We start from the raw sequence: 12,851 nt of genomic DNA, 5'->3' as shown, positions 1-12,851 counted from the left end.
GCTCCATGGCCGAGGTCGACCTGACCGCCGCGTTCTCCACCGTGCCCGCCCCGGAGCAGGAGGCCATCAAGCGCCTGCTCACCGAGATCGTCGAGCAGATCGCGCAGGAGGACCGCGCGTTCACGCGGGCTCGCGTGGTGTTCACCGAGTCCGACGAGCGCTGCGGCCTGACCGCCGAGCTGGACGGCGTGAAGAAGGAAGGCGTCCCGCTCGCCATCGACATCGAGCAGCTGGAGGACGCCCAGACCGGCGCGGGCGCGCGGGCGCAGCTGAAGGAAGCGGTGCGGCTCTACTTCCGGCGCGTGAAGCCGTGAGCGACGATGCCGGCCTCCTGCTGTTCGTCTACGGAGGCTGCACGTTCAAGGTGGCGGCGGGCGCGCAGCCGCCCAAGGCCGGCTCGCTCCTGTTCTGCCGTCACCTTCCGGTGCGGCCCGGCGACCGGATGCTCGAGATCGGCAGCGGCATCGGTCTCGCCGCGGTGCTGGCCGCCCGGGCGGGCGCGCACGTGGTCGCCACCGACGTCGTCGAGGCGGCCGTCCGGTGCACGCGGGACAACGCGCTGCTGAACGGGGTGGCCGACCGCGTGAGCGTCCGCCTGGGCGACGGCTTCGAGCCGGTGCCGGGGATGACGTTCGATCTGATCGCCACCAGTCCGCCCCAGATGCCCACGCCGCCCGAGCGCGAGCGGGGCGACGCGGCGGCCGCCGCCGACAACGGCGGGCCGGACGGCTGGCGGCTGCTGGCCCGCGTGATCGGGGGCGCCCGCGCCCGTCTCCATCCCGGCGGCCGGCTCGTGTTCACCCTGTTCGGCTTCCTCGGGGTGAAGTCGGCGCTGGACCGCCTGGCCGGCGCGGGCTTCGAGCCGTCGATCCTCGCCCAGGAGACCCAGCCGTTCCCGCGCATCGGCTACGAGCGGCTCGAGCACATCCGCGCCGTCGATGCCGAGGCCACGCTGCCGTCGCGGGGGCTGCCCGAGACGGTCGAGCGCTACGTCGTCCAGGGAGCCGTCAGAGCATGAGCGCGGCGCCGGCCCGGAGCCTGATCGTCAACGCGGATGACTACGGCCTCACCGCCGGAGTGAGCCGCGGCATCCTGGACGCGCACCACCGCGGCATCGTGACCAGCACCACGCTGCTGGTCAATCGTCCGGTGGATCCCGCGCTCATCGAGGCGCTCAAGGCCTCCGGACTCGGAGTGGGCCTGCACATGAACCTCACGCTCGGCCCGCCGGTGGCGCCGGCCACCCGCGTGGCGTCGCTGCTCGACGGGGAAGGGCGCTTCGTGCGGGACGCGCGCCAGGCCGCGAAGCGGGCGCGGCCGGACGAGGCCCGCATCGAGCTGGGGATGCAGATCGACGAGTTCCGCAAGATCATGGGACGCTTCCCGACCCATCTGGACTCGCACCACCACGTGGGCCGGCACGCGCCGATCCTGGATCTGGTGCTGGACTTCGCGCGCGCCATCCGGGTGCCGGTGCGGACCCAGGACGCCGAGGTGCGGGCGCTGGCGCGGCAGCGCGCGCTCAAGACGCCCGATCACTTCATGGGCGAGTCCGGTCCCGACGCCTACTGGTCGTCGGAGCGGGTGCTCACTCACCTGCGCGAGCTGCCGGGCGGGACCACCGAGTTCATGACCCATCCCGGCTACTACGACGACGACCTGGCCTACAGCCGGTACGGCCAGCAGCGCGAGACCGAGATGACCGGCCTCACCGATCCCGCGGCGCGGGCGTTGATCGAGCGGGAAGGCATCCGGCTCATCCACTTCGGAAACCTCTGAGCGTGGGCGGCATCACCATCGGGGTCGACGTCGGGGGCACCACGGTGGCCGCCGGCCTGGTCGGCCCCGACGGGCAGGTGCTGGAGCACGTGCAGGCCCCGACTCACGCCCGCGGCGAGGGCCGGGCGCTCGACACGATCCTCGACCTGCTCGCGCGTCTCCACGACAGCGCGCAAGCCCGCGGCGTCACGGTGATCGGCGTGGGCGTCGGCGTTCCCGGCGTCGTCGAGGCCGACCGCAGCACGATCGGCGCGGAGATCCACCACGTGCCGGAGCTGGCCGGCGTCCCGCTCGGCGAGCGGCTGGCGCAACCGCTCGGCCTGCCCGTATTCGTCGACAACGACGTCAACGTCCTGGCGCTGGCCGAGTGGATGTGGGGCGCCGGGCGCGGGGCGCGCTCGCTCGTGATGCTCGCCCTCGGCACCGGGGTGGGCGGCGGCATCATCCTCGACGGCCGGCTGCATCGGGGCCACGCCGGCTTCGGGGGCGAGCTGGGCCACGTTCCCATCGACTTCGATGGTCCGCCGTGCATCTGTGGCGGGCGCGGGTGCCTGAAGGCCTACGTCTCCGGCACCGACATCGCGCGGCGCGGAAGCGAGCGCCTCGGCCGCCCCGTGACCGCGGCCGAGATCTTCCGGCTGGCCGCCGCGGGCGACCGGGACGCGGGCGCGGCGGTCGACGAGGTCTGCCGCGCGCTCGGGGCGGGCCTGGGAATCGTCGTGAACGGGCTGAATCCGGAGCGGGTGCTGCTGGCGGGAAGCGTGGCCAAGTCGCTGCGGCCGCTGGAGGCGCGCCTCCGAGCAAGCCTCGCGCGCCATTCGTTCGAGGGCGCGCGCGCGTCGACTCTTCTCCAGATCCTGAGCCTGGACAAGGCCGCGACGGTGCGGGGCGGCGCCGCTCTTGTTCACTACGAAACCCACCGCGACATCCACCACGACGACGATCGACGGAGGACGACCACATCATGAAGGCGATCACGCTTCACGGGCCGGGGGACGTGCGGGTGGAATCGGTGCCGGATCCGCGCATCGTGGATCCCACCGACGCGGTGCTGCGCATCACGACGAGCGCGGTATGCGGATCGGATCTCCATCAATATCACGGCCGCGTCGCCGGCCTCGATCCCGGTGTCGTGATGGGCCACGAGTTCATGGGAATCGTGGAGGAGACGGGCCCGGCGGTGCGGCAGCTCCGCAAAGGCGACCGGGTGATCGCGCCGTTCTCGATCTCCTGCGGCTTCTGCGAGTGGTGCCGCATGCGCCTGCCCACCCAGTGCGCCACCACCGGCCGCGCGGTCTTCGGCGGGCGCTTCGGCAAGCAGTACCCGGGCGGCCAGGCCGAGGCCATCCGCGTGCCCTTCGCGGACCACATGTGCGAGAAGGTGCCGGCCGGCATGACCGACGAGCAGGTGTTCTTCCTGGGCGACATCCTCTCCACCGGCTACGTGTGCGCGGAGAACGCGGGCATCCGCCCCGGCGACACGGTGGCCATCTTCGGCGCGGGCCCGGTGGGCCTCCTGGCCCTGCAGTCGGCGCATCTCTTCGGACCGAGCCGCGTCTTCATGGTGGACCGCGTCGACTACCGTCTGAAGCTGGCCGAGGAGCTGGGCGCGGTGCCGGTCAATGTCGACCGCGGCGATCCCGCCGAGCAGCTGCGCGCGCAGACCCGCGGGCGCGGGCCCGACGCGGTGCTCGAATGCGTCGGCCACGAGGCGCCGTTCACCCAGGCCATCCAGTCCGTGCGCGCCGGCGGCACCGTATCGTCGGTGGGCGTGTACGTCGAGTCGTCGATGGGGTTCCCGGCGCGCGACGCGTTCTTCAAGGACCTCACGCTGCGCATGGGCATCTGCAACGCGCGGAATTTCATCTCGCCGCTGATGCCGCTGATCCAGGCGGGCCGGCTGCAGCCGACGCGCATCATCACGCACACGATGCCGTTGACCGATACGCCAAGAGGCTACGCCATCTTCGACCGGAAGGAGGATCGAGCGATCAAGGTGATGCTCAAGCCCTGACCCTGGCACATCGATTGCTCCACTGAACGCGCAGGCCCGCTCGGGGCCATCTTCGGTGCCAATTCGGACACGGTTGACACCGGCGGTGACGGAGGAACGTACATGGAGCCAGTGCCTTCCCGCCCGACCCCGGGCGCCGCGAGTCCCTTCCGGCGGCCCCCGTCCACCACCTCCGCCTTCCCGCGCCCGCGCGCCAACGGCTTCGGCCCGGTGCCGCCCCGGCCGCTCACGCCGGACAAGGCCGAGACGGCATCGCCGGCACGGTCTCGGACCGAGGCACCGGCAGGCGGCGCGCGCGAGGCGCTGCAGCGGCGCCGGCGCAGCGGCGCGCTGTGGTTCTTCTGGGTCGCCGCGCTCTCGATCGTGAACTCGGCGGCCGCGCTCGGCGGCCAGCAGTGGCGGTTCGTCATCGGGCTCGGGATCACCCAGCTCGCGGACGGCCTCGCCGCCCGCACCGGCCACGGCGTGCCGGTGGTGGCGGCGGTCGTCGTGGTGTTCGTGGGCGTCTTCGCCCTGCTCGGCCGGCTCGCCCTGCGCGGCCAGCCGTGGGCCTTCGCGGTCGGGGCGATCGTCTACGCGGTAGACGGGCTCATCTTCGTGGCGGCCCGCGATTGGATCGGCGCGGCCTTCCACGCCTTCGTGGTGGTGATGGCCCTGCGCGGGCTGGACGCCGCGCGCCGGCTGCGCTGACGAGCTACCGCGCCGGCGCTTTCTTTCGCGGCTCCGCCGGCTTCGCGAGCGGATCGAGGATGCGGCTGAGCCGGGCCTCGTCCGACCGGCCCTGGATCTTCGCCACGATCTCGCCCTTCCGATTGATCACCACGGTATAGGGCGTCCCCCGGAAGCCGAAGCGGTTGGCGATTTTCAGGCGCGGATCGAGCCCGGCCGGGAAGGTCGCCCGGTTGGCCCGGAGGAACTTCCGCGCGTCGGCCTCGGTGTCCTGCACCTGCACGCTGACCAGGTCCACGCCCCGCGTCCGGTACTTCTGGTAGATGCGCTCGAGTCCGGCCGCCTCCTCGTTGCAGACCTTGCACCACGAGGCCTGGAAGCGCACCACCAGCGCCTCCTTGCCGATGTGCGCGCGCGAATCGAAGTGGCCGCGGCCGTCCAGCAGCGTCACCGTGAAGGCCGGCGCGGCCGGCGCGGCCAGGGCGGGGGGGGCGGCGGCGAGCAGGACCGCGAGCGCGCCCAGGAGTGATCGCATCGCCTCAGTATAGACCGCGCGGGCCCGGCGCGGAGCCTAGGCGGGTGGCGGGGGCGACGGCGAACCCGGTCTGCGGAACGCAGATCGCGAATCCAGGATCTGGCGCACCGCGTTCACCAGGTCGCTGGCCCGGAACGGCTTCGAGATGAGCGGGCGCCCGGAGCCCTTCGCGGCCGCGGTGCTGAAGCCGGACATCAGGAGCACCTTGGTCGTCGGGCTGACCGATTCGATCCGCTTGGCCAGGTCGATGCCGCTCATGATCGGCATGACGACGTCGGTCAGCAGGAGGTGCACCGGCTGCGTCTCCGCGATCCGGCGCGCCTCGAACGGATCTCCGGTCTCGATCACGTGGTAGCCGTCGCGGCTCAACACATCGCGCACGAGCGCGCGCACGTCGATCTCGTCGTCGACCACCAGGATGGTCTGTCCTCGCGGCGTCTCGGCGTCGGTCACGTCGAAGTCCCCGTCGCGAGTCTAGCATCCGGTTCGTGTCGTGCAACTCCGCGAATTCTTGCCAGAGTCTGACGAGTGGGTCATAATTCAGCGCCATGAACGACCTCGAGCACGAATTGCGTCGCCGCGTCGAGGGTGACGTTCGGTTCGATCGCTATTCCCGCCTGCTCTACTCCACCGACGCCTCGATGTACCAGATGGAGCCGATCGGCATCGTGATCCCTCGGCACGCCGACGACGTGCAGGCGGTGATCGAGGTGGCCAACCAGCAGAGCGTGCCGGTCCTGCCGCGCGGCGGCGGCACCTCGCTGACCGGCCAGACCGTGAACCGGGCGGTCGTGCTCGACTTCTCGCGGCACATGGCGGGCGTGCTCGAGGTCAACTGCGAGGAGCTGTGGGCGCGGGTGCAGCCGGGGCTGGTGCAGGACGAGCTGAACCATCACGTGCGGCCGCTCGGCCTGCTCTTCGGGCCCGACACCTCGACGTCGAACCGCGCCACCATCGGCGGCATGCTCGGCAACAACTCGGGAGGCTCGCACTCGATCGCCTACGGGCTGACGGTGGAGCACGTGGTCGAGCTGCAGACCATTCTCGCCGACGGCAGCCGCGCCACCTTCGGCGAGGTCACGCCCGCCGAGTTCGAGGCCAGGGCGCGGCGGCCCGGGCTCGAGGGGCAGATCTACCGCGAGGTGGCCCGCATCCGGACGCAGTACGAGGCCGACATCCGCTCGGGGTATCCCCGGCACTGGCGACGCGTCTGCGGCTACAACCTGGACGAGCTGGTCAAGAACCGGCCGCTGAACATGGCGCGCCTCATCGTGGGCTCGGAGGGCACCTTCCTCAACGTGGTCGAGGCCAAGATGCGCCTGGTGCGGAAGCCGAAGGCGACCGCGCTCGACGTGATCCACTACCACGACATGCAGGAGGCGCTGGAGTCTTCGCAGACGATCCTCGAGACGGGCCCGTACGCGGTCGAGCTGACCGACCGGATGATCCTCGACCTCGCCCGCAACAACATCGAGCAGTCCAAGCGCATGGGCTTCGTGCAGGGCGATCCCGCCGCGATCCTCATCGTGGAGTACGCGGGGGACACCGAGCAGGAGGTCAAGGCCAAGGTCGCCGACCTCGAGGCGCGGCGCGCCCGCGGGGCGTTCGGCTACGCCTCGCACATCGCCACCGATGGGGCGGAGCAGCAGTCCATCTGGAAGCTGCGCAAGGCGGGGCTGGGCCTCCTGCTGGGCACGCGCGGCGAGTCCAAGCCCATCGCGTTCATCGAGGACACCGCGGTGGATCCCAAGCACCTGCCCGAGTTCGTGCCGCGGTTCACCGAGATCATGGACCGGCACGGCGCCGATGCGGCGTACTACGGCCACTGCTCGGTGGGGTGTCTGCACATCCGCCCGCTCATCAACCTCAAGACCGAGCGCGGGCTCGAGCAGGTGCGGGTGATGGCCGAGGAGATCTTCGACCTCGTGCTGTCGTTCGGGGGCGCGATCTCGAGCGAGCACGGCGACGGGCGGGCGCGCAGCCCGTTCCTGGAGCGCGTGTTCGGCAAGACCCTGTTCCAGGCCTTCCGGGAGACCAAGGCCGCGTTCGATCCCCGCGGACTCATGAACCCCGGCAACATCGTGGGCAGCCCCGGGGTGACCGAGCACCTGCGCTACGGCGCGGCCTACCGGACGTGGGAGCCGAAGACCCTGCTCGACTTCTCGGCTCAAGGCGGCTTCGCGGCCGCGGTGGAGATGTGCAACGGGGTCGGGGTGTGCCGCAAGAAGCTCGAGGGCACGATGTGCCCCTCGTACATGGCCACGCGCGACGAGGAGCACTCCACCCGCGGGCGGGCCAACGCCCTGCGCGCGGTCCTGTCCGGCAAGGTGCCGGCGGCCGACTTCGCGGGGCAGCGTCTCCACGAGGTGATGGACCTCTGCCTCGAGTGCAAGGGCTGCAAGGCGGAGTGCCCGTCGAACGTGGACATGGCCAAGATGAAGTACGAGTTCCTGCACCACTACCACCAGGTCAACGGGCTGCCGCTGCGCAACCGGCTCTTCGGCCACATCGCGCGCCTGTCCCTGATCGGCTCGCGGCTGGCCCCCGTCTCCAACTGGATCGCCCGCGCGTGGCCGAACCGCTGGCTCATGGAGCGCATGGCCGGCATCGACCGGCGGCGGCCCCTGCCGCGCTTCGCCCGCGAGACCTTCACCGACTGGTTCGACCGCCGGCGCGCTCCGCTCGAGGCCCCGCGCGGCGACGTGGTGCTCTTCCACGACACCTTCATCACCTTCAACGCGCCCGAGATCGGCCGGGCCGCGGTGGAGCTGCTGGAGGCCGGCGGCTACCGCGTGCAGCTCGTGGACAAGAAGTGCTGCGGCCGCCCGCTCATCTCCAAGGGCATGCTCGACGAGGCCAAGGCCTACGCGGAGTGGAACGTGGCGCGCCTGCATCCCTGGGTGGCCCGGGGCGTCGCCATCGTCGGGCTCGAGCCGTCGTGCCTGCTGACCCTGCGCGACGAGACGGTGGAGCTGGTGCGGACCGAGGAGGCGCGGCAGGTCGCGGCCTCCGCGTTCCTGCTGGAGGAGTTCCTGCTGCGCGAGAAGGCGCGGGGGCTCACGCTGCCCTTCCGCGACGGCGGCCGGCGCAAGGCGCTGCTCCACGGCCACTGTCATCAGAAGGCCATGGTCGGCACCGCGCCCACGGTGGCGGTGCTGCGCTGGGCCGGCTTCGAGGTGGCCGAGGTGGACTCGGGCTGCTGCGGCATGGCCGGCTCGTTCGGCTTCGAGACGGAGCACTACGACATCTCGGTGAGCCTCGGCAACCGGCGGCTCGCCCCGGCGGTGCAGGCGGCGGAGGCCGAGACCGAGATCGTCGCGCCCGGCGTCTCGTGCCGTCAGCAGATCGAGCACCTGGCCGGCCGGCTCGCCCGGCATCCCGCTCAGATCCTGCGCGACGCCCTTCGCTCCTGACGGCGGCGCCCGCCGCCGTCATCGCCGATGGACAACCTGACGCTCAAGCTCGTCGCCACGCCCGCGCTGATCGGCGCCGCCACGCTGGCGGGCCGCCGCTGGGGCCAGTCCGTCGGCGGCTGGCTGGTGGGATTGCCGCTGACCACCGGCCCGGTGGCCTTCTTCATCGCGCTCGAGCAGGGGACCGCGTTCGGCGCCGCGGCGGCCGCGGGCTCGCTCGGCGGCGCGGCCGCCGAGGCCGCGTTCGTGGTGGCCTACGGACGGACCGCGGTGCGCGCGGGCTGGCTCCCGTCGCTGCTCGCCGGCTCCGTGGCCTATGCGGCGGTCGCGACGGTGCTGCAGGGGCTGGCCCTCGGGCCGCTCGTCCTGTTCGGGGTGGCGGTGGCCACGCTGCTCGTCTCGCTGCGGCTGATCCCGGCGGATCCGCCCGGCGCGGCATCGGCGCCGCCGCCACGCTGGGACGTGCCGGCCCGCATGGTCCTGGCCACCGCGGTGGTCCTCGCGCTCACCGCCCTCGCCCCCCGGCTCGGCGCCACCCTCAGCGGCCTGCTCGCGACCTATCCGCTCTTCGCGGCGATCCTGACCGCGTTCGGCCACCGACTGCAGGGCGTGGGCGCGGCGGTCGCCGTGCTGCGCGGCCTGCTGTTCGGGCTCTTCGCGTTCGTGGGGTTCTGCCTGGTGCTGGCCCTCGGGCTGGTGCCGCTCGGCATCGCGATCGCATTCGCGGTGGCCATCACGGTCGCTCTGCTCGTGCAGGGCGTCTCGCTGTGGCGCCTGCGCTCGCGGCGCTTGACTCGAGGCAGCGCGCGGCCTACATAGTGGCCGGAGACCGCGAGCCCCGCGTCGCGGGCACGATCATCCGGCAAGGAGACAGACATGAGAGCGTCCTTCTACGAAGGCTCGCGGACCTTTCGCACCGGGCCCGTCGGCCGCCCCTCGCGCGGGTCCGGGCAGGCGTTGCTGCGCGTGCGCCGGGCCGGCATCTGCGGCACCGACCTGCACATCTTCCAGGGGCATCTCGATCACCGCATCCCGAAGGGCGGCATCATCGGTCACGAGACCTTCGCCGAGGTGGTGGAGGCGCCGGCCGACGCCGGATTTCAGCCGGGTGACCGCGTGGTGGTGGAGCCCATCCATTCGTGCGGGGAGTGCCGGGCCTGCCGCATGGGCGGCTACTACCTCTGCTACCGCCTGAAGATCTACGGCGTGGAATTGCCGGGCGGCATGCAGGACTACTGGACGGTGCCGGCCTCGCGCATGCTGCACGTGCCGGATACGCTGGCCGACGACCAGGCCGCCATGATCGAGCCGCTCGCGGTGGCCACCCACGACGTGCGCCGCGCGGGCGTGAAGGTGGGCGACTCGGTGCTGGTGCTGGGCGGCGGACCGATCGGCGCGCTGATCGCCATGGTCTGCCGGCACCGCGGCGCGCGCGCGATCGTGAGCGAGGTGAATCCCTATCGCATCGACCTGCTGCGCGGGGTCGGCCTCGAGGTCATCGGCATGGACGCCGACCCGGTGCGTTTCGTCAACGAGTGGACCGCCGGGCAGGGGGTGGACGTGGCCTTCGAGGTGACCGGGCATCCCGCGGCCGCGCGCGTGATGACCGAGACGGTGCGCGTGTGGGGCACCGTGAGCATCGTGGCCATCCACTCGGAGCCCACGCTGGTGAACCTCTATCCGATGTTCGCGCGCGAGGTCACCATGCACGGCAGCCGCCTCTACAACCGCGCCGACTGGGAGGAGGCGATCCGGCTGGCCGCCTCCGGCGCGGTCACGCTCGCCCCGCTGGTGAGCCGGAGGATCCCGCTGGAAGGGCTGCAGGAGGGAATGGAAGAGGCGCTACGGGGCGGACCGGTGATGAAGGTCCTCGTCGACCTGACCGCCTGATTCCCCTTCTCCCTCTCCCCCTTGTAGGGGGAGAGGGCAGGGTGAGGGGTTCCCAGTCCGAACCGCTACTTGTCCTTGATGGCGGCCTGCACCTTGGCCACCATGTCGGGCGGGATCTGATTGATCCCGTGGTCCTTCTTGGCGTGCTCGGCTCCCTTGGCCATCACCTCGTTCACGTCGTTGCCTTCGAGCACGGTGTTGCAGCCGGGCATGAGATCACCACAACGAAGCACCTTGGCCATGACGCCTCTCCTTTGATCGAGCGTTCGTCGTGAGCTGCGAGATGTCCAAGGCTACGCCCGGCCGGCGCGGGCCGCCACCTCAAAGCGCGAGGATGCGTGCTACCGCCCGGGCGATACGACCAGGTTGCCCGGCTTGCCCTGCAGGTAGTGCTCGATGTTGGCCACCGCGGCGAGCAGACCGTCGCGGATGACCTCGGGCGTCTGCCCGGCGTTGTGCGGGGAGACCACCACGTTGGGCAGGCTCAGGATCGGGTCGTCCGGAGCCAGCGGCTCCTGGTGGAAGACGTCCAGCCCGGCCCCCATGATGCGCCGCTCGCGCAGGGCCGCGAGGAGCGCCTCGCGGTCCACCAGCGCGCCGCGGCCGGTGTTCACCAGGATGGCGGTGGGCTTCATCATCGCCAATTCCTTGCGGCCGAGGAAGTTGCGCGTCTCGGAGGAGAGCCGCACGTGCAGGCTGACCACGTCGGCCCGCGCGAGGATCTCCTCCTTGCTGGCCGGCGTCGCGCCGGTCTCGCGGATGCGCGCCTCGTCGCCCAGCGCGCTCCAGCCGAGCACGTTCATGCCGATGCCCTTCGCGATGGTGGCGAGGCGGCCGCCGATGGCGCCCATGCCGAACACGCCGAGGGTCTTGCCCAGGCACTGGGTGAGCATCTCGCGCGGCCACTTGCCCTTTCGCATCTCCCCGTCGAGCGTCACCACCTTGCGCGCGGTGGTCAGCATCAGCGTCAGCGCGTGCTCGGCGACGGCGAAGGCGTTGATCCCGGGGGTGTTGCAGACGGTGATCCCGCGCATGCCCGCCGCGTTCAGGTCGATGTTGTCGGTGCCGGTGCCCCAGACCGAGACGATCTTGAGCTTCGGACAGGCCGCGAACACGCCCTCGCTGAAGCGCGCGTGGGCGCGGATGTTGATCGCGGCGGTGGCATCGCCGATGCGGCGGATCAGCTCGGCCTCCTGATCGGCGCCGCGCTCGGTGAAGACCCGCACCTCGTCCAGCCGCTTGGCCCGCTGATGGCCTTCGCTGCCCTCGAAGACCGAGGGGAAGTCGTCCGGGACGGCGATCACGCCGACGGGCTCGCGAAGACGGCCTGCGCGGCGGCCACGCCGGCACCGGACTCGGTCCGGAATCCGAGATCGCGCAGCGTCATCTCGATCGCGGACAGCGTGGGCAGCACGTACAGCGGGCTCGAGGTGATCCCCATGTGCCCGACCCGCAGGGTGCTGGTGCGGATCTTGTCGAGCCCGGTGCCGATCAGGATGCCGTGGTGCTGGCGCATGTGACCGACCACCTTGGCCGGATCGATGCCCGCCGGCGTCCGGAAGCAGGACACCGTGTTCGACAGCAGCGAGGCGTCGGCGAACATCTGGAGCCGCATCGCATCGAGCCCGGCGCGGAAGGCCCGCCCGGCCACCGCGTGCCGACGGAAGCGATGCTCGATCCCCTCCTCGAGGATCAGCCGGCTCGCCGCGCCGAGGGCCTGGGTGAGGTGCGTCGGGATCGACACCGGTTGCCGCCGCGGGGTGCCGTCGGGGACGTGGCCGCCCCGCGACGCGGGAATCCAGTTCTCCTTCCAGCGGAGGAGGTCGTAGGCCCACGAGGTGGCCTTGTGCTTGCGCCCCTCCATCGCCTCCCAGCCCGCGGACCCCACCGAGACGATGGCCATCCCGAGCGGGGCGGCCAGGCACTTCTGGGAGCCGGTCATGTTGAAGTCCACGCCCCACTCGTCGGTGCGCACGTCGAGCCCGCCGAGGGAGGAGACGGTGTCGAGCATGAACAGGGCGCCGTGCCGCTTGACGATGCGCCCCACCTCGGCGGCGGGGTAGGTGGTGCCGGTCGAGGTCTCGTTGTGCACCATCGTGACCGCCTTCGGCCTGACCCGCGCGATGTCCTGCTCGAGCCGCGCGAGATCCAGCGGGCGTCCCCACTCCACGGAGTGCTCGGTCACCTCGGCGCCGGCGCGGGTCATGATGTCGCGCATCAGGGCGCCGAAGGCGCCGGCCTCCACCACCAGGACGCGGTCGCCGGGCTCGATCGCCGAGATCGCGGCAGCCTCGAGGGCGGTACGGCCGGAGCCGGGCATGGCGATGACCTCGCCGCGGGTCTGGAAGATGTCGCGCAGGGCGAGGGTCACCGGCTCCAGCACGTTCACGTCGAAGTTCATGTCGTACTGGATCGTGGCGGGCTCATTCATCGCCTGCACGACCGGGAACGGCAATTCCGTGGGACCGGGGATCATGAGGACCGGCTGCGCTCGAGTGGCTCCCCACCGGATGGTGGAATCCATGAATGCTCCCTTGACGGCGCGCAGCGG

At 71.4% G+C, this 12,851-nt stretch carries 14 protein-coding genes; 9 read left to right on the top strand and 5 right to left on the bottom strand.

Going from position 1 to position 12,851, the window contains the following annotated elements; all coding sequences use genetic code 11:
- Window positions 1-5: 5 nt before the first annotated feature.
- The 6 genes from VKN16_08925 to VKN16_08900 all read left to right on the top strand — a co-directional run bounded on the left by VKN16_08925 (window position 6) and on the right by VKN16_08900 (window position 4,483).
- Window positions 6-314: a hypothetical protein gene (locus VKN16_08925; protein ID HME94323.1), complete on the top strand. Its 309-nt coding sequence runs from the start codon at window positions 6-8 to the stop codon at window positions 312-314.
- Window positions 311-1,018 (top strand): HemK2/MTQ2 family protein methyltransferase, encoded by a 708-nt coding sequence (locus tag VKN16_08920; GenBank protein HME94322.1) that lies wholly within the window; start codon window positions 311-313, stop codon window positions 1,016-1,018. The genes VKN16_08925 and VKN16_08920 overlap by 4 nt, the downstream gene beginning before the upstream one ends.
- Window positions 1,015-1,779, top strand: coding sequence for a ChbG/HpnK family deacetylase (locus VKN16_08915; protein ID HME94321.1), 765 nt, complete (start codon window positions 1,015-1,017; stop codon window positions 1,777-1,779). The genes VKN16_08920 and VKN16_08915 overlap by 4 nt, the downstream gene beginning before the upstream one ends.
- A gap of 2 nt (window positions 1,780-1,781) precedes the next feature.
- Complete coding sequence (locus VKN16_08910) at window positions 1,782-2,747, top strand: ROK family protein (protein ID HME94320.1); 966 nt, start codon at window positions 1,782-1,784, stop codon at window positions 2,745-2,747.
- Window positions 2,744-3,793 (top strand): alcohol dehydrogenase catalytic domain-containing protein, encoded by a 1,050-nt coding sequence (locus VKN16_08905; protein HME94319.1) that lies wholly within the window; start codon window positions 2,744-2,746, stop codon window positions 3,791-3,793. The genes VKN16_08910 and VKN16_08905 overlap by 4 nt, the downstream gene beginning before the upstream one ends.
- A gap of 102 nt (window positions 3,794-3,895) precedes the next feature.
- On the top strand, window positions 3,896-4,483 hold the full coding sequence (locus VKN16_08900; protein ID HME94318.1) for a hypothetical protein: 588 nt from the start codon (window positions 3,896-3,898) through the stop codon (window positions 4,481-4,483).
- Between the two features lie 4 nt (window positions 4,484-4,487).
- On the opposite strand, the gene VKN16_08895 is transcribed toward VKN16_08900, so the two are convergent.
- Complete coding sequence (locus VKN16_08895) at window positions 4,488-4,997, bottom strand: TlpA disulfide reductase family protein (GenBank protein HME94317.1); 510 nt, start codon at window positions 4,995-4,997, stop codon at window positions 4,488-4,490.
- A gap of 36 nt (window positions 4,998-5,033) precedes the next feature.
- The gene (locus VKN16_08890; protein HME94316.1) at window positions 5,034-5,450 is read right to left on the bottom strand and encodes a response regulator; all 417 of its coding nucleotides are present in this window, start codon (window positions 5,448-5,450) and stop codon (window positions 5,034-5,036) included.
- A 95-nt stretch (window positions 5,451-5,545) separates the two neighbouring features.
- Between VKN16_08890 and VKN16_08885 the strand changes: the two genes are divergently transcribed.
- Genes VKN16_08885 through VKN16_08875 form a run of 3 tightly spaced genes read left to right on the top strand, consistent with a single transcriptional unit; the run spans window position 5,546 to window position 10,300 of the window.
- Complete coding sequence (locus tag VKN16_08885) at window positions 5,546-8,410, top strand: FAD-linked oxidase C-terminal domain-containing protein (protein HME94315.1); 2,865 nt, start codon at window positions 5,546-5,548, stop codon at window positions 8,408-8,410.
- A gap of 27 nt (window positions 8,411-8,437) precedes the next feature.
- Window positions 8,438-9,229 (top strand): hypothetical protein, encoded by a 792-nt coding sequence (locus VKN16_08880; protein HME94314.1) that lies wholly within the window; start codon window positions 8,438-8,440, stop codon window positions 9,227-9,229.
- 57 nt (window positions 9,230-9,286) lie between these two features.
- Entirely contained in the window at window positions 9,287-10,300 is a 1,014-nt protein-coding gene (locus VKN16_08875; protein ID HME94313.1) for an alcohol dehydrogenase catalytic domain-containing protein, read from the top strand.
- Window positions 10,301-10,365: 65 nt separating this feature from the next.
- On the opposite strand, the gene VKN16_08870 is transcribed toward VKN16_08875, so the two are convergent.
- The 3 genes from VKN16_08870 to VKN16_08860 all read right to left on the bottom strand — a co-directional run bounded on the left by VKN16_08870 (window position 10,366) and on the right by VKN16_08860 (window position 12,824).
- The gene (locus VKN16_08870) at window positions 10,366-10,542 is read right to left on the bottom strand and encodes a DUF1059 domain-containing protein (protein ID HME94312.1); all 177 of its coding nucleotides are present in this window, start codon (window positions 10,540-10,542) and stop codon (window positions 10,366-10,368) included.
- Between the two features lie 99 nt (window positions 10,543-10,641).
- Complete coding sequence (locus tag VKN16_08865; GenBank protein HME94311.1) at window positions 10,642-11,604, bottom strand: phosphoglycerate dehydrogenase; 963 nt, start codon at window positions 11,602-11,604, stop codon at window positions 10,642-10,644.
- The gene (locus VKN16_08860; GenBank protein HME94310.1) at window positions 11,601-12,824 is read right to left on the bottom strand and encodes an alanine--glyoxylate aminotransferase family protein; all 1,224 of its coding nucleotides are present in this window, start codon (window positions 12,822-12,824) and stop codon (window positions 11,601-11,603) included. The genes VKN16_08865 and VKN16_08860 overlap by 4 nt, the downstream gene beginning before the upstream one ends.
- Between the last annotated feature and the right edge of the window lie 27 nt (window positions 12,825-12,851).

Source organism: Candidatus Methylomirabilota bacterium (assembly GCA_035315345.1).
Taxonomy (GTDB): Bacteria; Methylomirabilota; Methylomirabilia; order Rokubacteriales; family CSP1-6; genus CAMLFJ01.
This window is presented reverse-complemented; position numbering and strand designations above follow the sequence as displayed.

Coding starts and splice junctions, on each gene's coding strand:
- VKN16_08925 (HME94323.1), top strand. CDS start 6: ATGGCCGAGGTCGACCTGACCGCCGCGTTCTCCACCGTGCCCGCCCCG.
- VKN16_08915 (HME94321.1), top strand. CDS start 1,015: ATGAGCGCGGCGCCGGCCCGGAGCCTGATCGTCAACGCGGATGACTAC.
- VKN16_08905 (HME94319.1), top strand. CDS start 2,744: ATGAAGGCGATCACGCTTCACGGGCCGGGGGACGTGCGGGTGGAATCG.
- VKN16_08900 (HME94318.1), top strand. CDS start 3,896: ATGGAGCCAGTGCCTTCCCGCCCGACCCCGGGCGCCGCGAGTCCCTTC.
- VKN16_08895 (HME94317.1), bottom strand. CDS start 4,997: ATGCGATCACTCCTGGGCGCGCTCGCGGTCCTGCTCGCCGCCGCCCCC.
- VKN16_08885 (HME94315.1), top strand. CDS start 5,546: ATGAACGACCTCGAGCACGAATTGCGTCGCCGCGTCGAGGGTGACGTT.
- VKN16_08880 (HME94314.1), top strand. CDS start 8,438: ATGGACAACCTGACGCTCAAGCTCGTCGCCACGCCCGCGCTGATCGGC.
- VKN16_08875 (HME94313.1), top strand. CDS start 9,287: ATGAGAGCGTCCTTCTACGAAGGCTCGCGGACCTTTCGCACCGGGCCC.
- VKN16_08870 (HME94312.1), bottom strand. CDS start 10,542: ATGGCCAAGGTGCTTCGTTGTGGTGATCTCATGCCCGGCTGCAACACC.
- VKN16_08860 (HME94310.1), bottom strand. CDS start 12,824: ATGGATTCCACCATCCGGTGGGGAGCCACTCGAGCGCAGCCGGTCCTC.